We start from the raw sequence: 21,354 nt of genomic DNA on the forward strand, positions 1-21,354 counted from the left end.
TACTTCTTACTTCTTACTTCTTTACTTCTTACTTCTTTACTTCTTCATTCCTCCTTACTCTCCTCCGACTGTTTCCGCATATTTTCAGCCAGCGTTTTGTCTGACATCACATTGCTCATAACAGACTGCACCTTATTCTTAAACCCGGACACTACTTTGTCATCTCCCCGCATGAGCGCTTCATAACCATCGCGGGCTACTTCAGCAGGATCAGCCAGTTTTGTTTCTTTTACAATTTTAGAGTTTTGTGCGCCGGCTTTGTTGAAGAAATCTGTTTGCGTAGCACCCGGTTGCAAGGCCGTAACGATAACGTTGGTATCTTTTAACTCGTTGATCAAAGCCTCTGTAAACGAAAGTACATACGCCTTTGTTCCACCATATACTGCCTGAAGCGGAGCTGGTATCTCTGATACGATAGAGCCCAATTGAAGTATTCTTCCCTCGTTACGCGATATCATATCCTGCAGGAAAAGATAGGTGAGTGCAGTAAGCGAGGTGATATTAAGTTGTATAAGCCGCAGCTGACGATGTATATCCTCTTCGGCAAATTTCCCATAGACACCTTGCCCGGCATCATTCACCAGTATATTAACGGTGACGCCACGGGCTTTCACCTCGTCATATACTTCAAATGGTGATTGTGGTTCAAACAAATCTTTTGAAATGGTTATCACATCCACACCGTGCAAGCCTTTAAATTCGTTGGCACGCAAATCCAGATCGCTCTGCGATCTTGCTACCAGAATAAGGTTGTATCCATTCTGGGCAAACACTTTGGCTAGCTCATATCCAATGCCGCTGGTACCGCCGGTTACCAACGCATATTGTTGCTGTAGATTTTCCATAAGATTCCCTTTAGAAGATTTTTGAAAATCAGATCAGCAAATAGCATACACACCAACCATGACGATGCGCAGCCACATTCCGGGAAAATAATTACTACCTGGAGAATGATTGCTGTGGAACGATTGACCTATTCAGATAACGTAATTAAATGAATGAAATCTTATCGGCAGTAAGCGAAAGGTATATCACCGCTCCTACTCTGAATTCTTCCGCATCTGTGCGAATAAGAAGAGATGTATCATGTACCGAAACCTTCACCTCGTTATAACCACCGAAATAATATATATCTGTAATACGTCCGGTGAGATTATGCTTGCCCTTCTTCACAATCTTTATGTTTTCGGGACGGATGAACAGATTTTTTCGCCGCGGCTTTAACTTTAACGATTTAACCCATGCTTCCATATTCGCAGGTGGAATCAAAGTATATTTACCAAGCAGACCAGCTGCATATTCATTTACCGGAGAAGTATATACTTTAACGGGCGTGCCTTTTTGCACGATCCCTCCGTCTTTCATTAAAAAAATAACATCCGCCCACGGCAAAATATCGAGTGGGTCGTGTGAGATCAGCGTACACGTAATGCCAAGCCTGTCGTGTATATCATCAATCACCGCCTTCAATGTATTTTTATGAACCATGTCCAGGTTAGAGAACGGTTCATCCAGGAGCAGTAAGCGTGGTGATGTGATCAGCAATCGCGCAAACGCTATGCGCTGACGTTCACCTCCGGAGAGCTGATTAGTTTTGCGCTTAAGCAAATGCGTGATCTGGCATACTTCATAAATAGCATTCGCTTCTTCTGCCCCCAATGTATTCGCATACTCCAGTACCTGTTCTACTCTTAAAAACTTTGGTAACTCAAAATGCTGCGAAAGGTATGCTATACCAGGATGGCCCGGCACCAGTCGCTCGGCTGGTCCCTGAACAGGCTGGTTCTCGAATTTTACTTCACCGGCATCAGGTTGTATAAGACCCGCTATAATTTTCAGCAATGTACTTTTTCCCGAACCTGTTTCACCGGCAATGGCCACACGCTGAAGGCGTTGTTGTGAAAAACTGATATCTTTCAATACAAGATCATTCTCTGTTTCTCCGTATTTACAAATACCTGATACCTGTATAAAAGCCATTCATGATAAATTGAATGCGCAATCTAAAATACTTCTCTCAATATGCCAGCGCAACATCTATAGCACCTGACAGTACTCTGTTCGTTTATGAACAAATTGCCAAAAATCCTGAAAAAACTTTCTTCACGGTGCAACCTCATCCCGTGAAACGAGTCTTATCTTTTAAATAGTCGCAAGCTTCTGATTTCAGTAGCTAGAACTTTAACATACGTTGATCGATGTTCCTTGTTCTATATTTTTATGCAGCTGACCAGAAATCAACGGCCATTGAAAACCCATTACCAACTATGAAAAAGACTTCATTATTTCTGATCTGTTGCCTGCTAATGGCCGGCCTCTGTAACGCGCAAAGTGAATATTCTTTTAAGGAACAATATGACGTTTCAACACCAGCCCGGCTCATCCTGTCATCGTCTGATGGAAACATTTCTGTGAGTGCCGGCAGTGGCAAAAGCATTGAAGTAACGTATGTTGTAAAGAGACGCAACCAGGTACTCAAGATCAACCGCAAGGAACTTGAAAAAGAGCTTACCGTGAACGTTACGAATACAAGCAATTCGTTGGACATCAGTGTAAAGTATCCACTTAACTATGGCACATTCAAAGATGGACTGAAAGTAAATTTCATTGTAACTGTACCCCGCGAAACTGCCTGCGATTTACAGTCGTCCGATGGTAACATTTCTCTTACCGGCCTTACGGGCGATCAAAGCACCAAGACCAGCGATGGTAATCTGAATATATCGTCTATTAACGGTAAGGTAAATAGTAAGACTTCAGACGGTAATATTGATGTAGACGATATCAATGGTTCACTGGAAGCCCGCACAAGCGATGGCAATGTTTCGCTGGAGAGAATTAAAGGCAATGTAAAGTCCGCCACCAGTGATGGTAACATCGTGCTACGACAGATTACCGGAGATGTGTCTGTCAGTACCTCCGATGGAGAGATTACTTTTAATGAGTTATCAGGTTCTCTCACCGCTTCCACTTCGGATGGCAATGTACACGGCACCATGCTTGCCCTTACAAAAAACTTATCTGTAAAAACCAGTGATGGCAACATTGATATTGCTATACCTGATAAACTGGGACTGAACCTTGATATACATGGCGAATCGCTGCATATACCACTCACTAATTTCTCCGGCAGATCGGATGATCATTCTATCAATGGCGCAATCAACGGAGGTGGCATCCCGGTAAATCTTTCTGCCGATGGTAACGTAAGCCTTACCTATCGGTAGCCAACCTGTTAAACAATAGAAGAAAGGGCGCTCTCATCAGCGCCTTTTTTATGTTTACACATCGGCAAAATTAAGTTCATGTATTGCAGTCGCAGCCGTTAGATTATTACTTTTACACACTATGCGACAACTGGCTGCTATTCTTTTTGCTGACATGACGGGCTATACTGCATTGATGCAGGAGAATGAACAACTGGCAAAGCTCAAACGCAAGCGACTGAAGGAAGTGCTGGACACTACGATCGGGCAATTCGGCGGAAGAGTTCTGCAATTTTACGGTGACGGCTCGCTCAGCATCTTTCAAAGCGCTATTGATGGTGTACACTGCGCCATGCGCATACAGCAGGCGTTGCAGCAGGCCCCGAAAGTAGATGTACGCATCGGCCTTCACACCGGCGATGTAACGATCGAAGACGAAGCCATCTATGGAGATGGAGTGAACCTTGCATCACGCATTGAATCATTGGCTGTATCGGGCAGCATCTTTATATCAGAAAAAGTATTTGATGAAATACGTAACCAGGCAGATATACTCACACGCGAGCTGGGCTACTTTGAAATGAAAAATGTAAAGGAACCCGTGCGTGTATTTGCCATTGCCAACCCGGGCATGGTTGTGCCGGAACGTGCAGCCCTCCAAGGCAAAACACGACAACCTGTAAACCGGCTGGCGGTTTTACCTTTTATGAACATGAGTGCTGATCCTGAAAACGAATACTTCAGCGATGGCATTACCGAAGAATTGCTCAATGCATTGACCAAGATCAATGGTCTGCAGGTAACATCGCGCACTTCTGCATTTGCATTCAAAGGCAAGCATGCAGACATCCGCGATATAGCGATTCAACTGAATGTAGACAAAGTATTGGAAGGAAGCGTGCGCAAAGCCGGCAACCGCGTGCGTGTAACCGCCCAGTTGATCAACGCTGCCGATGGCTATCATTTGTGGAGTGAGAACTACGACCGCGATCTTACCGATATATTTGCGTTGCAGGACGAGATCAGCGGCATGATCGCGAATAAACTGCGTGAGAACCTGATCGCACCAACATCACCTTCACCAATAAAGTCGCCACCTTCGCAGAATATAGAAGCCTATACCTGCTATCTCAAAGGGCTTCACTACTGGAACAAAATGACTCCGGGCGACACAAAAAAAGCAATTGAATGTTTTGAGCAGGCTATAGCACTGGAACCTGAGTATGCACTCGCTTATGCGATGACGGCCACCGCGTATAGCCAACTGGGATCAAGCGGACAAATGTTACCCGCCACTGCCTTTGAAATTGCACACCGCTATGCCGACAAAGCCCTGCAACTTGACAGCACCGTAGCTGAAGGATATATAGCCAAGGGAGCAGTTTATTTACTATATGATTGGAAATGGGCCGAAGCACATGAAGCCTTGCAAAAAGCTTTGCATCTTAACCCGGGTGCCACAACCGTATACCGCTGGCTTGGCTTCTACTATGTGTTGATGGGTCAACAGGAGCAAGCCATCACGGTAATGGAGGAAGCATTGAAACTTGATCCATTGTCTACCTTCATCAACCATTCACTCGGAAATATATATGTCTTTGCCGCAAGGTATGATGATGCGATTCGACAGGCCGATAAACTGCTGGAGATCGATCCGCAGATGCGCATGGGCCTGGAGTTGAAAGCCTGGAGCCTGGGTATGAAAGGCAACTGGCCTGCAGCACTGCAGCTCTTTGCTGAAGTACACCGACTCACCAACCACCCACAAAAAGGACTGATGGGATTAGGCTATGCATACGCCATGTTAGGTGAACGCGAGAAGGCCCTCGATTGTATTGCCCGCATCGAACAACGACAGGCGGAAAATCCGGATCTTGTATTGAATGCCGACATGGTGGGCATCTGGTATGCATTAGGCGATATGGATAAAACATTCTATCATATTAACCAATGTGTGGAAAAGCGACTGGCTCCCGTAAATTACTTTTTAGAGTACCCCGTGTTTGCCGAGCTAAAGAAAGATCCACGCTATCTGGAATTGAAGAACAAGGCCGGACTGTAGCATATATATACTTGTAAATCGATACTTCTTCAAAGTAGAAAGACTGCTTATGATGGCAGTCTTTCTTAATTAAAGATCATCGCATCTTCACCCAATACGGATATACCGGTTTCTGTGCACTGGCTTTCTCCAGGCGTTCGATCTGTGTTGTGGTAAGATTCCAGCCTACCGATTCAAGATTGTGAATCAGTTGCTGTTCGTTGCGCGCACCGATCACGACATTAGAAACCGTAGGACGCTGCAGCAACCAATTGATCGCTACTTGAGGAACTGACTTGCCTGTTTCGGCGGCAACTTCATCCAGCACATCTACAACCGTATATAAATATTCATCGGATACCTCCGGGCCATTTGCAGCGCCTCCGTTTTGTATGCGTCCTTCCTGCAACGGCTGGCCTCTGCGGAGTTTGCCGGTGAGGCGGCCCCATCCTAACGGACTCCACACCATGAGGCCTACGTTTTGATCTTGCGCCAGCGGCATTAACTCCCATTCATATTCGCGACCAATGAGCGAATAATATCCCTGGTAAATGACATAGCGCGCGAGTCCATATTTCTCAGCGATAGCCAGCGACTTCATTACCTGCCATCCTGTAAAATTAGAACAGCCTATATAGCGCACTTTACCGCTGCTTACCAGGTTATCCAATGCGGCCAGCGTTTCTTCCATAGGTGTAAACGGATCGTAGCCATGAATAAAATATACATCGATATAGTCTGTGCCCAAACGCCTGAGACTGGCTTCGCATGCTTTAATGAGGTGATAGCGCGATGCACCTTTATCATTTGGGCCATCGCCCATGGCAAATGTACCTTTGGTGGAAATCAGGGCGCGATCGCGTTTTCCTTTCAACGCAGCACCAAGAATTTGTTCTGAGTCTCCCTGCGAGTATACATCGGCTGTGTCGAAGAAATTGGCACCATATTCCAGGCAGATGTCTGCCAGGCGCGATGCTTCCTGTATATCGATTTGTCCCCACTTTTTGAAAAAATCATTGGTACCACCAAAAGTAGCGGTGCCATAACTAAGCACGGGAATGCGTAATCCCGAATGTCCTAACTGACGGTATTCCATACGTTGTCGTTTTAATGATGAATTTGTTTTTCGCATGGCTGAAGTTATCAGCATGATGATGCAAAGTTGATTCTTACGACCACGCTGCTTCAGGAGATAATACGGATATACCGGTACATTTTACAGGTGAGAAAATCCCTGCTCTTTTATGATATAACGTCAGGAGTGCTGGCCGGATGAATGAGCCCGATATGCTGCCGGCGATAATCCTGTTTGACTTTTATAGTATCGCGCGAAGTATGAAGGATCATCGTAGCCAAGACGGTAAGCGATTTCACTGATACTCTTGGAAGAATGTCGCAGGCATATTGTGGCTTGTTTGATCAGGTGATTTTTGATCAGTTGTCCGGCCGATCTTCCTGTAATTGCTTTGATGGTGTCGTTGAGATGATTCTGCGAAACGCCAAGCTCCTCTGCATAGGCAGCAACGCTCTTGAGTTGAATGGCATTACCTGGGCTGATCACTTTAAAGTCGCGCCTATAAAGCGCCGTAAATGCCTTGAGCAACCGTAAGCCGGGATGTAATGATGTCGGTGCATGACTTACCTGCAGGTTATACTGTGCATACGCTTTGTTGAGCACGGCCTGCAGATAACCTCTTAACACATGATCGGAATATTCATTACGCTGATCATGTTCGCGGTGCATCCATTGAAACAAGGTGAGATAATGCTGCGCTTCTTCATCGTTGAGATACAATACCGGTGTGCCATCGATCTGAAAGAACGGAAGTTCGTTTAAGAAGTTCTTGTTCTCTCTCCCCACGTTGTAGAAGTCATCTGAAAAAGAGCAAAAATATCCCCGCTGTTCTTCAGCCTCCGATCGCCAGGAATTGATAACATCCGGTCCTATAAAACAAAGCATATTGCGGGTGAGGTGATGCTCCTGTATTCCGAAGGTATGTCGGCCTTCGCCCTGCATGACCAGGAATATCATATAGAAATCAAGTCGGTGCGCCCCGATGCTGTGCTTGTAGTTGCAGCGCTGATGTATATCAAAATGTTGAATGCCGGGTATAACTTCCTGACAATTGGTTCGGTTATCCTGAAAGTAAGACGAAGCGTATGAAGTACTTCGGAACACAGGAATATTCTGATCTTTCGGCATATGGAATTGGGGTTGGGTAATGTCGATCTAACCGGTGCTGCCTGCGAAAAATTCCAGGCTGGACGGAAATCTACTTATTAACCGAAACCTTCCAGATAACATTGCTCACATCATCGGTAACCAGCAGACTGCCGTCAGGCGTTACGATCACGCACACCGGGCGACCACGAACTTTCTCTTTGCTGAGCTCGGCAATAAAACCGGTAAGAAAATCTTCGCCCTTGCTTTGAGGTTTACCATCGCTGAAAGGAATGAATATTACTTTATACCCGGAGAGTGTGGAGCGATTCCAGGAGCCATGCTGCGCAATAAAGGCGCCATGGTGATATTTCTGTGGAAAGGCTTTCTGATCATAGAAGGCAAGTCCTAATGAAGCAGTATGCGATCCAATGTCAACATCCGGTGTGGTATAGCTCGTCACAACGGCAGGCCTGGGCGCCTTTACACGATCATCAAAACGACCGTGGTACATCCAGGGCCAACCATAGAATCCGTTCTCTTTAACGTGTGTGAAGTAATCCGGCACCAGGTTATCGCCAAGTTCATCGCGTTCATTTACTACAGTCCATAGCGTATTGGTGCCAGGTGCCCAGTCCATACCCACCGGGTTACGCAACCCACTGGCATACACGCGCAGCCCTGTACCGTCCGGATTTACCTCCAGTATATCAGCCCGTAGAAATTCATTCATGATTCCTTTTTCGGCAATGTTGGTACCGGAGCCAACCGCTATATATATCTTTGAACCGTCTTTGCTGGCCAGGAGATTTCTCGTCCAGTGACGATTGGCTTTACCGGCGGGAAGATCAAGAATCTTCTCTCCTTTTCCAGTGATGGCTAATTGACCAACCGTATACGGATATCGCCACAGCCCATCGGTATTGGCTACATAGAACCAGTTGCCCATTACAAGCATACCCAACGGCTGATTCAGATTGCTTAGAAATGTATTACGTACCTCCGGTTTTCCATCACCATCCGCATCACGAAGCAACGTAATGCGGTCTGCGCTGTGACGCAGGCTATTGGATTTGGAAGCCCCGATGATGTGTGCTCCAATCTTCTCAAGAAACGGATGGTTGGAATTACTTTCGGCTACTAGTATATCCTCATTGGAGACTATATAAAGCCACCGGGGATTGTCAAATCCATCTGCATAGCGCGTTACCGTAAATCCTTCGGGCGCCTTCGGCGTTTCTCCGGTCTTCCATCCTATTACATTGCTGAAATTCATCGATGACTTGGTGGCATGCGGTGCCGGCAAGCTATCAGACAAGGTTGTACGCGATTTTCCCTGCGAAAATCCGCACTCCGAGTACAGTATAATTATCAATACCCCAAAAATATACCTCATGGCAATGCCAGTAGATGGATACTATATTTTTACTCCTAATCGTCCGACCTCCGCTACTCCGTCACTTTTTGAACAATGTTGCTCCAAAGGCAATGACGATAATAAAAGCGACCAGGAAGATGAAGAATAAAACTTGTGCGATAGTGGCTGCACCTTCTGCTATACCACCGAACCCAAAGATTGCCGCTACAATGGCAATAATGAAAAATATGGCTGCCCAGCGTAACATATGTTTATCTGTTTTAATGGTGAATAAAATTATATATGGCCTTTACCGGCCGATATACTTCAATTAAAATGTTATGCCATGACGGTGTGTGCAGAGGCCATTAACTTTACATGGAAATGCGTAAAATGATCTACAATCAGGAGATTGTATTTGTATTAGAAGGTATGATTACACGCAGGTCACATACAACATCAGACTTAATTTCACTGCATACTTCGGGGTATATATCCGGCAGTATTTATAGATGCAGAACTGTTAATTTAAGAATCTTTTAAGCGGCCGGGCTCAACATACGTTCGGGCCTGGCGTTACAAGGAGAGGCACGATAACTATATATCATATATCGTGTCGAAAGCAGTATAAATCTTTAACTACTCATCACCATCTAACGTATGAAGAAAGTAATTTTTAAGAAGGCAAGCGCCTTCGTCATGCTCGCACTCCTGATGACACAGTGTGCTATTGTTCGGCCCGGAGAAGTAGGCATTGTACAACGCCTCGGTGTTATCAGAGGAGCTTCCATCACACAAGGTACCCGCTGGTTTAATCCCTTCGTTTCCAAAGTTGTCAAGATAAACGCACGCACTGTTGAAAGCTTCAACACACTCCCACTCCCTACAAAAGAAGGTCTTAGTGTAAATACTGAGATCAGTTTGCTATACCATGTGAATCCGGAGTCTGCCAAAGATGTATATACACGCTTCGGCACGAACTACGAAGAAGTGGTTGTGCTCAGCAACTTCCGGGCTACCGCGCGTGAGGTCTCCGCACGTTACTTAGCTAAAGACCTCTATGCCACGGAGCGTACCAAGATCGAGAAAGCCGTTGCCGATGAGTTGAGCGCACATATAGCGCAATATGGTTTTGTCGTAGATGCTGTGCTGTTGAAAGATATAGACCTGCCGCCTCAACTTGTTCAGGCTATTGAGAATAAAGTAAATGCGGAACAAGCTGTGCTGCAAATGGAGTTTGTAGTAGAGAAACAGAAGAAGGAAGCGGAGCGCCTTGTCATTGAAGCTGAAGGTATCAAAAAAGCGCAGGACATCATCAACCAGTCGCTCACCGAAAAGCTGCTGCAGTATAATAACATCCAGATGCTGAAGAGTCTTGTAAATTCACCCAACTCAAAAGTCATTATCACCGGCAGCAACCAGCCCTCGCAGTTAATGGTGAATACGGAGAAGAATTAATCACGTGTGTACGTGTATGCGTTGATAGGTGTCTATGTTCCGTTTTAACGTAAATACCTATCAACGTGAATATGCTATCAGGAAACTCTGAAATGGACTAAAAATAAAAAGGCAACTACATGTAGCATGTAATTGCCTTTTTATTTTGAGCCCCCTGTCGGAATCGAACCAACGACCTACTGATTACAAGTCAGTTGCTCTACCAGCTGAGCTAAGGAGGCTTTCAGTTTTTAGCGCCTTCTGCGCTAATGAGGGTGCAAAAATAAATCAAGAATGGATTTCAACAAATGTTTCAGCAAAAATAACTATTTAAAAGTTCACTTTTTTTCATTTTCGGACTCTTGTTTTTTAGACGCATTTTTACATGCACTACAATAAAAAAAGTCTCACCCGAAGAGGGATGAGACTTTATGTTTTTGACTGTCAATGCTCCTATATCGTCTTCAGCATCTTCAATTGATCTTTCAACTGCTTCAGGTGCTCGGTAGCTTCCTTAATCTTGTCGTTAAACTCAATGCGAACACTTTCGGCATTTTGTGAGCGAGAGAAGAACTCGAGGTTGTTTCTCCAGAGCGCAATGTCATTTTCAACTTTGCTGATCTTCTTCCGGATGGCCTGCTCCTTCTGAAAAATCTTACGGTCGGCCATCGGATCATTTTTCAGATCGCTCAGCTGATTCTCCAGCAGCAGCTTGCTCTTGTCGTCTTCGCTGAAGCCTTGTATGCGGCTCACAAATTTATCCACTGCTTCGTGGTAGCGATTACGGATCGCGCTGATGTCCTTGCGGGGCACAAAACCAATCGCGTTAAATTGATCCTGCAGCGCTTTCAACACTTCTGGTGAAGCGGTACCGGCTGCTGCATGGCTCTCCAATGTGGTACATATATCCTCCTTGAGTCGCAAATTTTCAGCCTGCTCATTTTCTACTTTGCCATGCTGCGTGCGTCTCTGCTCAAAGAAATAGTCGCAGGCATCTTTGAATTCCTTAAAGACTTTCTCACGGAATTTCTCGGGCACCGGACCAACTTCTTTCCACTTCTGTTGCAGTACTTTTAACTCGTTGGAAGTTTTCTCCCAGTCGTGGCTTTCTTTTAAAGCGAGAGCCTTTTCAACAAGCTCATTCTTGAGTTGCAGGTTCTTCTCACGTTCTTCGTCAAGTTTTTTGAAGAAAGCATTCTTGTTATTGAAAAATGTTTTAAAGGCACCCCAAAACTTCTTGTTAATCTCTTTTGCTTTTGCACGAGGCAGACCACCAATTACTTCCCAACGCTTTTGAATATCAAGAATTTCTTTTGTCTTCTGGTTCCATTCTTTGATGCGATCAGAATTGAAAGTCGAAAACTCCTGCACTTCATCGCTGAGCTTTGCCTTCAGGTCAAGATTGCCATGAAGCTCCTGTTGTAATTTCTGAAGGTATGAATCACGCTTCGCATATACTGCATCTGATGCTGTTTTAAAGCGCTGCCATACTACTTCCTTGTCATCTTTCGGCACAGGACCTATATGCTTGAACTCGTGGTGCAATTCATTCAATTCGCGAATAGCATCTTTAATGATCTCCACTTCAGAAAGCTTCTCGGCACGCGCACAAAGATCCAGTTTCGCTTCCAGGTTTCGCTTGCGATCAAGCTCCTTCAGTTCAAAATATATACTTTGATTATCGTAGAAGCGATCTACCAGTGCATGATAATTTGCCCACAGTGTTTTCGCTTGTGTGCCGGGTACAGGTCCTATCGTTTTCCACTCTTTCTGAAGCTCTTTAAATTGCTCGAACTGCTCATCAGAGTTTTGCGAATCTGCCACGACACGAATCCGTTCCAGCAGTTCCTGCTTTCTGCGAAGGTTATCGTTTTTCTTTTCTTCCTGCAAGCGAATGTGATTCGTCTTCCGATCGCGGATAAGTTTGATATTCGCATCGAAGATCACATCCGATTCATCGCCTTTATATTCGAAGTCTTCTTCTATACCACCGCTGCCGATGAACTTCATGAGCGCTTCCGCTTTTTCCTTTTCGCGGATGTCGTCATATAGCGGTTTTATTTCACGAATGATGTTATCAACACGCTTGAAGTTGTCATCTTTCGCGAGGTCTCTTATAACATTGGCAAGTTGCACCTTTGAGTAATTGCTATAGTCAATATGCTCTTCTTCGATAGTGTCATCAGCACCCTCATGATGATCTGCCAAGTCTATTTCGGAGTTCAACGTATTGCCATGGTTCTCCACCAACCCGGCCTCCTGAACATTTTCCTCTCGTTTATCTCTTTCCATTTCCATGGGTCAATAAGTCAATCTTTGGTACGCGCTTAGCGTAAATTTAACTAAAAAAGCCTAATTCATTCGCGGATCTACAGGGTAGTTAGAATATATCGAGAAACGGCCCCCCATACTGTCGAGGGCTTTTTTCCAGATCATCGAAGGTTCCGTATCAAACAACAGTTCGTCCGTAGCAAAATCACATACAATCCACGAGTCGTCTTCCAGCTCTGTTTCCAGTTGTCCCGGCCCCCAGCCGCTGTACCCCAGATAAAACCGAATATCTTTTGCCTGCACGATTCCGGTATCAATCTGAGTTATCAGCGATTCAAAATCTCCACCCCAATATACTTCGCCCTGGATCTTCACGGCATTTTCCAACACAATATTCCGGTGAAGAAAATGTAATGTATCCTGCTGCACAGGGCCTCCTACATAAACGATGCCTTCAAGCTTTTTGATATCTTCCATCACCTCGTTTACCTTCAGTATAGAGGGCTTGTTTACAACAAAGCCGAAGGAACCTTCTTCATTATGCTCGCACAGCAATACAACGGTGCGCTCAAAATTCGGATCGGGAAGAAACGGCTCTGAGATGAGCAGCCTTCCTTTCTCCGGCTTTATTTGATTTTTATACTTGAAAAACTCCATGGGGTCTTCTTTTTAATGACGGATTTATCCATCAATTGTTATATGAATAAAATACTTAGCCCTCATCTGTGCAAATTTTATTTCCAGAGGCCTGCAGGTTAACAATATCAGTTCTTTAAAACGATTGCTATTTAGGTAGGAAAGTTTTAGAGTATCGTGGCCAATGCTCACACAATTTAAATTTAATTTTGATACCAGTATGATAATTATCATGTTAAGACACTATAAAGATGATGTTCTTTATCGTTGAATTACATTTACAGTTTCAATTATAGAAATACTATGCTCGCTATCGCTGATCTGAGAAACGAATATTCAAAGGCTTCCCTCGATGTAACGAACGTTCTGCCTGATCCTGTCCGGCAGTTTGAAAAATGGTTTCAGGAAGCGGTACAAGCGCAGGTGCCAGAACCTAATGCCATGACACTATCTACCGTCAATGCGCTGGGCGGCCCCTCGAGCAGAATTGTATTGCTGAAAGGTATAGAGAGCAACCGGTTTGTATTTTATACTAATTATCAAAGTGCTAAGGGAAAAGACCTGGAGCGTGTACCTGCGTGTGCGTTAACTTTCTTCTGGCCGGAACTTGAGCGCCAGGTGCGCATTGAAGGTGTAGCAGGTCGTATTGATGCTGAGCGATCTGAACAATATTTTCAAAGTCGCCCGCGCGGATCTCAGATCGGAGCCTGGTCATCACCACAAAGCAGCATCATTGAATCGCGCACTATATTGGAAGAACGTGTCGCACAGATCGAGAAGAAATTCTCTGGCCATGAAGTACTTCCCAAGCCTCATCAATGGGGCGGATTTGAAGTAGAGCCGGTCATGATCGAGTTCTGGCAAGGGCGGCAAAGCCGCCTCCACGATCGCATTCAATTCAATAAAATAGACAACGCCTGGAAAATTTACCGGCTGGCTCCTTAGCGATTGGAAAATATATACCTGCTATATCACAGCAAGTTAAAAAGATTGGTTACACCCGGATACCTACGCACTGTGAATCCCTCACCGTGTGCTGCGCCAATCGCGTGACCGAATTCCAGGGCACGTGATTCAATCATTTTAAGAAATGCAGGGCTGGAAATATAGGTATTCGGTTCCTTACTTGAAGGATCGAAGAATTGCGACTTGAATGCTTTGATGGCTTCCAGTTTGATATCCCAATACCCGGAAATATCCACAATAAAATCCGGCTCTATCAGCTGACTTTGGATATAGTGATATATCGCTTTTGGTCTCCATGCCTGTTGTGGCTTACCTTGTTCATCGGTAGTCTCGATCTTTACCAGCCCGGAGAGAAAGCAGGCATCGTATGCCAGAGATGCTCCTTTACCATGATCGACATGCCTGTCGTATACAGCGTTACAGAGCACTATATCGGGCGTGTACTTGCGCACAGCCTGAATAACTTTGAGTTGGTGTTCCGGATCATTTTGAAAAAATCCGTCTTTAAGTCCCAGGTTCTCGCGAACCGATACCCCCAGTATTTTAGCAGCACTGGCGGCTTCTGCAGCGCGTGTTTCCACGGTGCCTCGCGTACCCAGTTCGCCACGCGTAAAATCAATAAGCCCAACGGTATGACCCAGTGCAATGTGTCTGGCGATTGTTCCTCCGCAGCCAAGCTCCGCATCGTCAGGATGTGCAGAAAGAACAAGTATATCTAATTTCATAGTGGAATTATTAAAATGATATATCCCACCAGCTTCATCATGAACCTGATGGGATACGTCTTGTATAAAAAGCTATTTAGATTTTACTCAGGCAGTCTGCAGCTCTTTTGCTACAAGGAACTTCTCGGCATCGAGCGCGCCCATACATCCTGTTCCTGCTGCCGTGATCGCCTGACGGTATACCTTGTCGGTAGCATCGCCTACAGCAAACACTCCTTCTATGTTTGTTTTGGTGGAACCAGGCTGTACTTTGATATACCCGGTTTCGTCCATCTCGATATAGTCTTTAAAAATATCGGTGTTAGGCTTATGGCCAATCGCCAGGAAGAATCCCTGCAGGGCAACATGCTTCTTCTCGCCTGTCCTGGTGTTCACCAGGCGTACTCCTGTTACTCCGTTATCGTCACCAATAATTTCTTCCGTCTCCGTGTTCCAATGCACTTCGATATTGGGCGTACTCAGCACGCGGTTCTGCATAATCCTGGAAGCACGCATCTCATCACGTCTTACAATCAGGTGTACTTTCGTACAGAGCTTGGCAAGGTATGTTGCTTCCTCGGCTGCTGAGTCACCAGCGCCTACTACGGCTACTTCCTTACCGCGATAAAAATATCCATCGCATACAGCACAGGCCGATACACCGCGGTTATAGAATTTCTCTTCCGATGGTAAACCTAAATATTTAGCTGTTGCCCCGGTAGCTATGATTACAGATTCAGCGATCACTTCGTCTTTCTCATCGATCGTTACCTTTAATGGATAGCCTGAAAAATCAACTGATGTTACCAGACCATAGTTGATCTTGGTTCCGAATCGTTCTGCCTGCTTCTGCAGATCGATCATCATTTGTGGGCCGTTTATACCTTCAGGGTAGCCCGGAAAGTTCTCAACATCATTTGTAGTCGTTAGCTGACCACCTGGCTGGCCTCCTGTGTAAAGAACAGGATTCAAACCTGCACGGGCTGCATAAATCGCAGCGGTATATCCGGCAGGGCCGGAGCCAATGATGAGTACTTTCACTTCTTCTTTTGCCATAAATACATGTTTGATACGATAACAAAATAAAGGGTCTCGTAATTCGAGACCCTCAATATATTCCAAAAATTTGGGATTCTAACCTAAGTAAGGCTTCAAAGCTTTGCTTCTGGAAGTATGACGGAGACGTCTGATAGCCTTCTCTTTAATCTGACGAACGCGCTCGCGGGTAAGGTTAAACTTCTCACCGATCTCTTCAAGCGTCATGGAATGTTCGCCGTTAAGACCGAAGTAAAGCGTAATAACATCTGCTTCGCGTTGGGTAAGCGTAGACAGTGCACGTTGCACTTCTCTGCGAAGTGAATCGTTCATTAAACCAGAGTCAGGAGTCTCTTCGCTATCGTTCTCCAACACATCCAATAAGCTGTTCTCTTCACCTTGAACAAACGGAGCGTCCATGGAAACATGGCGACCGGATATCTTCATGGTATCGACAACTTCTGCTGTTGTTACATCCAGCACTTCGGCAAGTTCTTCCGGAGAAGGCTCGCGTTCATACTTTTGTTCAAGCTCGGAGAATGTCTTTGAAATTTTATTCAACGATCCGACACGGTTCAGCGGCAAACGAACAATACGCGACTGTTCGGCAAGCGCCTGCAGAATTGATTGGCGGATCCACCATACGGCATAGGAGATGAATTTAAAACCGCGGGTCTCATCGAAACGCTGAGCAGCTTTAATCAAACCTAAATTGCCTTCATTGATAAGATCACCCAATGAAAGGCCTTGATTTTGATATTGCTTGGCAACGGATACAACGAAACGGAGGTTTGCTTTGGTAAGTTTCTCTAATGCTATCTGATCACCTTCTTTGATACGCTTCGCCAACTCTACTTCTTCATCTGGCGTAAGGAGGTCAACCTTACCAATCTCCTGGAGATATTTATCCAGCGACTGGCTTTCGCGGTTGGTAATTTGTTTACTGATCTTAAGCTGTCTCATGTTCCTTCTGTACTCTGTTTACGTTCGTTTATCTAACAATATACTGTTAAAAGTTAGTTCCTGTCAATTACTGGTGTACGATTATTCTGCCGCAGTTGTTTCTTTCTTCGGCGGACGAGGCAATAATACTTTTCTGGATAGACGGAACTTGCCTGTTTTTTTGTCTACTTCGATCAGTTTTACTTTTACTTCCTCTCCTACTTCCAGTACGCCTTCCATGGTTTCAAGGCGTTCCCATTTGATCTCGGAGATGTGCAGCAAGCCATCTTTCCCTGGCATGAACTCCACAAATGCACCAAATGGCATAATTGACTTCACTTTTCCATCGTAAACTTCTCCTACTTCCGGAACGGCTACAATGCCTTTAATACGTTTCAACGCAGCATCCATTACATCTTTGCTACTTGCAAACACGTTAACAATGCCTTTGCCATTAACTTCTTCAATAACAACGGTTGCTCCGGTTGTATTCTGTATGTCTTGTACTACTTTACCACCAGGACCGATTACAGCACCGATCATTTCTTTCTCGATGATGACGGTTTCTGCACGTGGTGTATGAGGCTTCAGATCAGCACGAGGTGCAGCAATGGTCTTCTTCATTTCGTTGAGGATATGAAGTCTTCCTTCGCGTGCCTGGTTCAATGCTTCTGCCAGAATTTCGTAAGTAAGCCCATCTACTTTAAGGTCCATCTGGCAAGCGGTGATACCAAACTCAGTACCAGTAACTTTAAAGTCCATATCACCCAGGTGATCTTCATCACCAAGGATATCAGAAAGAATAGCATAACGGCCGGTCTCGCTATCGGAGATCATACCCATTGCTATACCGGATACCGGAGCCTTGATAGGCACACCAGCATCCATCAATGCCAGTGAACCGGCACATACGGTAGCCATAGAGGACGAACCGTTTGATTCCAGTATATCGGATACAACACGGATTGTGTATGGATTCTTTTCATCGGGAGGAAGCACTTGTTTCAGCGCACGGAACGCCAGGTTACCGTGACCCACTTCGCGTCTGCCCGGAGCGCGATTCGGTTTTACCTCACCCGTAGAAAATCCAGGGAAGTTATAATGCAGGATAAACTTGCTTGATCCGGAGATCATAGCGCCATCAATAAGCTGCTCGTCAAGCTTTGTACCTAGTGTTACCGTTGTGAGTGATTGTGTTTCACCACGGGTAAAAATTGAAGATCCGTGTGTTGAAGGAAGATAATCAACCTCGGACCATATTTGCCTGATTTCCTTCGTTTTACGGCCATCCAGACGAATCTGTTTGTTAAGTGACAGATCGCGTGCAGCCTTCTTTAAAATGTCTTTGTAGTAACGCTTCACTAGCGTTTTATCGATCGTGGTATCTTCCGGGAGTGATTCGAGGTATTCATCCAGTGGCTTGGAAAGTGCCTCTGATCTTTCCTTCTTGTTTGTCAGCAGGCGGGAAGCTGCTGCATATACCGGTTCGTAGAATTTAGCCCAAAGCTCGGCCTTGAGTGCCTCATCGTTTGTTTCGTGGCTATAGGTCCGTTTCTCTATTCTTCCAACGGCTTGTGCAAATTCGATCTGAACTTTACACTGTTCGATAATAGCCGCGTGAGCAACCTTCAACGCTTCCAGCATATCGGCTTCGCTCACTTCTTTCATCTCACCTTCCACCATCAATATATTCTCGATAGAAGCTGCCACGATCAGGTCTATGTCGGCACGTTCTTTATCAGCCATGGTTGGGTTGATAAGGAACTTGCCATCAACACGGGCTACGCGAACTTCTGATATCGGTCCCTGGAAAGGAATATCCGAAACAGATAATGCTGCTGATGCTGCAAATGCTGCAAGCGCATCGGGCATAGCGTTGGCATCTCCGGAGATGAGGTAAATCATCACCTGTGTATCAGCATGATAATCGCTGGGAAAAAGTGGACGTATCGCACGATCAACCAGGCGGCTAATCAGAATTTCGTAGTCAGATAATTTGCTTTCACGTTTCAGGAATCCTCCCGGTACTTTACCGGTAGAGGCAAATTTTTCCTGATAATCAACGGACAATGGAAGGAAGTCTGTTCCTTCTTTTGCGTCCTGTGCAGATACAACGGTAGCTAACAGCATGGTGTTACCCATTTTCAATACCACGGCACCGTCTGCCTGGCGGGCAAGTTTTCCGGTTTCAATAGTTATCTCGCGGCCATCCGGCAACTTGCAAGATTTAGTAATAACAGTCGGTTTCATAAAAATAGATGTTAGAGATAAACCTGGTAAGCGGTTTACCTCATTTTTTAAAAATGCAAAAAGGGAACCTTTGTTCGGGTTCCCTTCGGGGAATGTAGAATTCTTATTTTCTCAGGTCGAGGTCCGCAAGAACCGCCCTGTAGCGTTCGATGTTTGTGTTCTGGAGGTAGTTGAGGAGCTTTTTGCGCTTACCTACCAATTTCATGAGGCCTTGTTGTGTAGCGAAATCTTTCTTATGATCTTTCAGGTGATCGGTCAAGTGGTTGATCCGATGAGTGAACAGGGCAATCTGCGACTCCGGAGAACCCGTATCTTCTTTCTTCTTGCCGAAGCCGTGTTTCGAGAACAAACCTTGTTTAATTTCAGTAGTTAAATACATCTCAAAAAAATTTTTATCTCTTTATTCAGGGTGCAAAGGTAAGCCAAAATGGCCGAATAATCCAAAAACTCATTAAACTTTCGACGTTCTAAACCGGTTGCGCTTTGCGTGCGTCCTTTCTTTTCGTAAACCATCGCTTTATCTTATCCGCTGCAACACTATAAAAATCAGCCTCAAACAAACGTGCATCAATTCGGGCTTGTCTCAGAAAAAACATTCCCGTAAGGAGCAATAAAAAATCTGCCATCCACACTCCCGTTGCAATACTCACATTTCCCTGCTTGGCAAGCTTCTCTCCCTGCATGGTTAATACATAGTATATAATAAAGAACAGAATGGACACCAGGAATGGAACTCCCAATCCGCCTCGTTTAATGATAGCGCCCAGAGGTGCCCCGATCAAAAACATGGCAATGCAGGCAAATGAACTCGCAAAGATCTTGTGCCACTGTATCTGGAATGTACGCAGCTCAGTAGTGTAATTTTCAATGCTGCTATTGGCGTTTTCCACTTGGCTTTTCACCTGTCGTGCCATGTTTGCGGCACCTTGCCAGACTTCCTGGCGTGGCTCTAATTTAAATACGCTGTCTATCTTGGCCTGAATGGTAGAGTCCGACACAGGCACTTTCCTGGGAGGCACAACCGGAATAACTTTCGGCTGTGTTTTATATTTCACCGGTCTACGTTTGACGGCCGCATTTAACTTATTAAATCTATTACTGGGCTTTGTTTTTATAGAAGCACTGCTCTTCACCGGAGGCTTGTCATTATCGGGCTTCCTTACTACTACCGGTTTTGATTCTTGCTTTTTGGGTTCCACTTTCTTAGGCTCTTCGGTCTTAGCCGGGGGCGGCAGTGTCTGGGCAACCGGCTGCGGTTCCCGAGTCTTTATCTTATCCCGGTAGGGTAACGCTGTAATTGAATCGCGGTAATGTTTATAGGCCCACACATCAGAGGGCATAATGACTGTATCTTTCCGGAAGTAGAAATTGAAATAACTTGGCCGGTATAAATAATGTGACAGGCGCTGATTCATGATTTCTCTATGCACCGAATCTATATCTCCATCGAGTTGTCCCAGATTTCGCATGATGCGGTTATTCTGAAACCACTTCTTATCTGTGCGATCCATCTGGAACGATGATAAGTCGAACACGACTTGGGTCTTATTGAATTTACTGCGGCTTAGCGTCTCTGAATTTTTATTTCTCTTCTGCCCTACTACTTCGCGCTCGTTGCTGGCACCTTCGGTATAGTTATACCCATTGAACAACTCGAACTTGAGGTAGCGTTCGTTTAATATTGTTTGCATACGACCGGAGTCAGCGATCGTCACTTCTTTGTTGCCATCGTTCTTTCGGTGGTCATACACAATCACATCTTTCAGTGTGATACCATCGGGAAATTTTTTATTGACCTTTATACTGATATCATTAATGCCATTATAGAAGGCCCCTTCACGCAAGTCAAGCGCGGGTTTCTTTTGTTTGATGTCATAGAGGAGACTATAGGCTTCGAGAGCAGCTTTAGGTACCAGGTCGTTGTTGGCATAGAAAGCTACCACCGTAAGGCCGAGTACAAATACGAAAATAGGAAGTAATGCGCGTACAAGTGAAACCCCGGAAGCTTTTATGGCTGTTAGCTCAAAGTGCTCGCCCAGATTTCCGAAGGCAATCAGCGATGAAAGCAGCACGGCCAAAGGCAATGCGGTAGGTACGGTAAATACGGCAAAATGAAAAAACAATTGACCTAACGTCCAGTAATCCAGTCCCTTTCCGATGATGTCATCGAAATACTTGAGCATGTTTACGTTGAGCAGAATAAAAACTACGACCAGGAAGGTAATGAGGAACGGGCCAATAAAGGCACTTAATATAAGCTTGTCGAGTTTCTTCATGCGCGCTATGCACTCAAAAATAAAGCCAATGCAAGGGAATCAAAACGGTGAGCAAAAAATAAATTGGATGAA

Annotated in this window: 18 protein-coding genes and 1 tRNA gene; 4 read left to right on the top strand and 15 right to left on the bottom strand. The window is 45.1% G+C overall.

Going from position 1 to position 21,354, the window contains the following annotated elements; genetic code table 11:
* Nucleotides 1-44: 44 nt before the first annotated feature.
* The gene (locus V7Q33_RS08780; protein ID WP_331975225.1) at nt 45-845 is read right to left on the bottom strand and encodes an SDR family NAD(P)-dependent oxidoreductase; all 801 of its coding nucleotides are present in this window, start codon (nt 843-845) and stop codon (nt 45-47) included.
* 145 nt (nt 846-990) lie between these two features.
* Entirely contained in the window at nt 991-1,980 is a 990-nt protein-coding gene (locus tag V7Q33_RS08785; protein ID WP_333819600.1) for an ABC transporter ATP-binding protein, read from the bottom strand.
* A 287-nt stretch (nt 1,981-2,267) separates the two neighbouring features.
* Between V7Q33_RS08785 and V7Q33_RS08790 the strand changes: the two genes are divergently transcribed.
* Nucleotides 2,268-3,227, top strand: a complete 960-nt coding sequence (locus V7Q33_RS08790) for a DUF4097 family beta strand repeat-containing protein (RefSeq protein ID WP_331975229.1) — start codon at nt 2,268-2,270, stop codon at nt 3,225-3,227.
* Between the two features lie 121 nt (nt 3,228-3,348).
* Nucleotides 3,349-5,268: a tetratricopeptide repeat protein gene (locus V7Q33_RS08795; RefSeq protein WP_333819601.1), complete on the top strand. Its 1,920-nt coding sequence runs from the start codon at nt 3,349-3,351 to the stop codon at nt 5,266-5,268.
* 76 nt (nt 5,269-5,344) lie between these two features.
* Here V7Q33_RS08795 and V7Q33_RS08800 read toward each other — a convergent pair whose 3' ends face one another.
* The 4 genes from V7Q33_RS08800 to V7Q33_RS08815 all read right to left on the bottom strand — a co-directional run bounded on the left by V7Q33_RS08800 (nt 5,345) and on the right by V7Q33_RS08815 (nt 9,033).
* A complete protein-coding gene (locus tag V7Q33_RS08800) occupies nt 5,345-6,343 on the bottom strand; it encodes an aldo/keto reductase (RefSeq protein WP_333819602.1) in 999 nt (332 codons plus the stop codon).
* A gap of 159 nt (nt 6,344-6,502) precedes the next feature.
* Nucleotides 6,503-7,450 carry a helix-turn-helix domain-containing protein gene (locus V7Q33_RS08805; protein ID WP_333819603.1) on the bottom strand — a complete coding sequence of 316 codons (948 nt, stop codon included), beginning with the start codon at nt 7,448-7,450 and terminating at the stop codon, nt 6,503-6,505.
* Between the two features lie 70 nt (nt 7,451-7,520).
* Nucleotides 7,521-8,804, bottom strand: coding sequence for a PQQ-dependent sugar dehydrogenase (locus tag V7Q33_RS08810; RefSeq protein WP_333819605.1), 1,284 nt, complete (start codon nt 8,802-8,804; stop codon nt 7,521-7,523).
* A 61-nt stretch (nt 8,805-8,865) separates the two neighbouring features.
* The gene (locus V7Q33_RS08815; protein ID WP_331975239.1) at nt 8,866-9,033 is read right to left on the bottom strand and encodes a DUF1328 domain-containing protein; all 168 of its coding nucleotides are present in this window, start codon (nt 9,031-9,033) and stop codon (nt 8,866-8,868) included.
* Nucleotides 9,034-9,425: 392 nt separating this feature from the next.
* On the opposite strand from V7Q33_RS08815, the gene V7Q33_RS08820 reads away from it, so the two are divergent.
* Nucleotides 9,426-10,223: a prohibitin family protein gene (locus V7Q33_RS08820; protein WP_333819607.1), complete on the top strand. Its 798-nt coding sequence runs from the start codon at nt 9,426-9,428 to the stop codon at nt 10,221-10,223.
* A 148-nt stretch (nt 10,224-10,371) separates the two neighbouring features.
* Here V7Q33_RS08820 and V7Q33_RS08825 read toward each other — a convergent pair.
* The 3 genes from V7Q33_RS08825 to V7Q33_RS08835 form a co-directional block, all read right to left on the bottom strand.
* Nucleotides 10,372-10,444 (bottom strand) — tRNA-Thr (locus V7Q33_RS08825).
* A 211-nt stretch (nt 10,445-10,655) separates the two neighbouring features.
* On the bottom strand, nt 10,656-12,500 hold the full coding sequence (locus V7Q33_RS08830; RefSeq protein WP_333819608.1) for a DUF349 domain-containing protein: 1,845 nt from the start codon (nt 12,498-12,500) through the stop codon (nt 10,656-10,658).
* Between the two features lie 54 nt (nt 12,501-12,554).
* Nucleotides 12,555-13,130: a YqgE/AlgH family protein gene (locus V7Q33_RS08835; protein WP_331975245.1), complete on the bottom strand. Its 576-nt coding sequence runs from the start codon at nt 13,128-13,130 to the stop codon at nt 12,555-12,557.
* A gap of 282 nt (nt 13,131-13,412) precedes the next feature.
* Here V7Q33_RS08835 and pdxH point away from each other — a divergent pair, with 282 nt between their 5' ends.
* Nucleotides 13,413-14,054 carry a pyridoxamine 5'-phosphate oxidase gene (gene pdxH, locus V7Q33_RS08840; RefSeq protein WP_333819610.1) on the top strand — a complete coding sequence of 214 codons (642 nt, stop codon included), beginning with the start codon at nt 13,413-13,415 and terminating at the stop codon, nt 14,052-14,054.
* Nucleotides 14,055-14,080: 26 nt separating this feature from the next.
* Here the strand turns inward: pdxH and bshB1 are convergent, their stop codons facing one another.
* The 6 genes from bshB1 to V7Q33_RS08870 all read right to left on the bottom strand — a co-directional run bounded on the left by bshB1 (nt 14,081) and on the right by V7Q33_RS08870 (nt 21,282).
* Nucleotides 14,081-14,800 carry a bacillithiol biosynthesis deacetylase BshB1 gene (bshB1, locus tag V7Q33_RS08845; RefSeq protein WP_331975249.1) on the bottom strand — a complete coding sequence of 240 codons (720 nt, stop codon included), beginning with the start codon at nt 14,798-14,800 and terminating at the stop codon, nt 14,081-14,083.
* 87 nt (nt 14,801-14,887) lie between these two features.
* The gene (gene trxB, locus V7Q33_RS08850) at nt 14,888-15,835 is read right to left on the bottom strand and encodes a thioredoxin-disulfide reductase (protein ID WP_333819611.1); all 948 of its coding nucleotides are present in this window, start codon (nt 15,833-15,835) and stop codon (nt 14,888-14,890) included.
* A gap of 78 nt (nt 15,836-15,913) precedes the next feature.
* A complete protein-coding gene (locus V7Q33_RS08855) occupies nt 15,914-16,777 on the bottom strand; it encodes a sigma-70 family RNA polymerase sigma factor (protein ID WP_073130761.1) in 864 nt (287 codons plus the stop codon).
* Nucleotides 16,778-16,858: 81 nt separating this feature from the next.
* The gene (pnp, locus tag V7Q33_RS08860) at nt 16,859-19,006 is read right to left on the bottom strand and encodes a polyribonucleotide nucleotidyltransferase (RefSeq protein WP_331975253.1); all 2,148 of its coding nucleotides are present in this window, start codon (nt 19,004-19,006) and stop codon (nt 16,859-16,861) included.
* Nucleotides 19,007-19,109: 103 nt separating this feature from the next.
* Nucleotides 19,110-19,385: a 30S ribosomal protein S15 gene (rpsO, locus tag V7Q33_RS08865; protein ID WP_331975255.1), complete on the bottom strand. Its 276-nt coding sequence runs from the start codon at nt 19,383-19,385 to the stop codon at nt 19,110-19,112.
* A gap of 88 nt (nt 19,386-19,473) precedes the next feature.
* Nucleotides 19,474-21,282 carry an LptF/LptG family permease gene (locus V7Q33_RS08870; protein ID WP_333819613.1) on the bottom strand — a complete coding sequence of 603 codons (1,809 nt, stop codon included), beginning with the start codon at nt 21,280-21,282 and terminating at the stop codon, nt 19,474-19,476.
* Between the last annotated feature and the right edge of the window lie 72 nt (nt 21,283-21,354).

The sequence above is a fragment of the Ohtaekwangia sp. genome, assembly GCF_036786105.1.
GTDB lineage: Bacteria > Bacteroidota > Bacteroidia > Cytophagales > Cyclobacteriaceae > Ohtaekwangia.